The sequence below is a fragment of the Citrobacter sp. Cpo089 genome, from assembly GCF_030332695.1.
In the GTDB taxonomy this organism is placed as follows: Bacteria; Pseudomonadota; Gammaproteobacteria; order Enterobacterales; family Enterobacteriaceae; genus Citrobacter; species Citrobacter portucalensis.
This window is the reverse complement of record NZ_JAOWHJ010000025.1, coordinates 1-215: the sequence shown is the minus strand read 5'-3', so window position 1 is coordinate 215 and position 215 is coordinate 1. Positions and strand designations below refer to the sequence as shown.

Below are 215 nucleotides of genomic sequence, written 5' to 3'. Positions count from 1 at the left end.
TCAGCGCTATCTCTGCTCTCACTGCCGTAAAACATGGCAACTGCAGTTCACTTACACCGCTTCTCAACCCGGTACGCACCAGAAAATCATTGATATGGCCATGAATGGCGTTGGATGCCGGGCAACTGCCCGCATTATGGGCGTTGGCCTCAACACGATTTTACGTCACTTAAAAAACTCAGGCCGCAGTCGGTAACCTCGCGCATACAGCCGGG

Annotated in this window: 1 pseudogene (running past one end of the window); it reads left to right on the top strand. The window is 53.0% G+C overall.

Annotation, left to right across the window (positions count from 1 at the left end):
• Window positions 1-215: pseudogene (locus OGX92_RS03630) on the top strand (IS1-like element transposase) (its annotated part extends 80 nt beyond the left edge of the window); the annotation flags it as partial.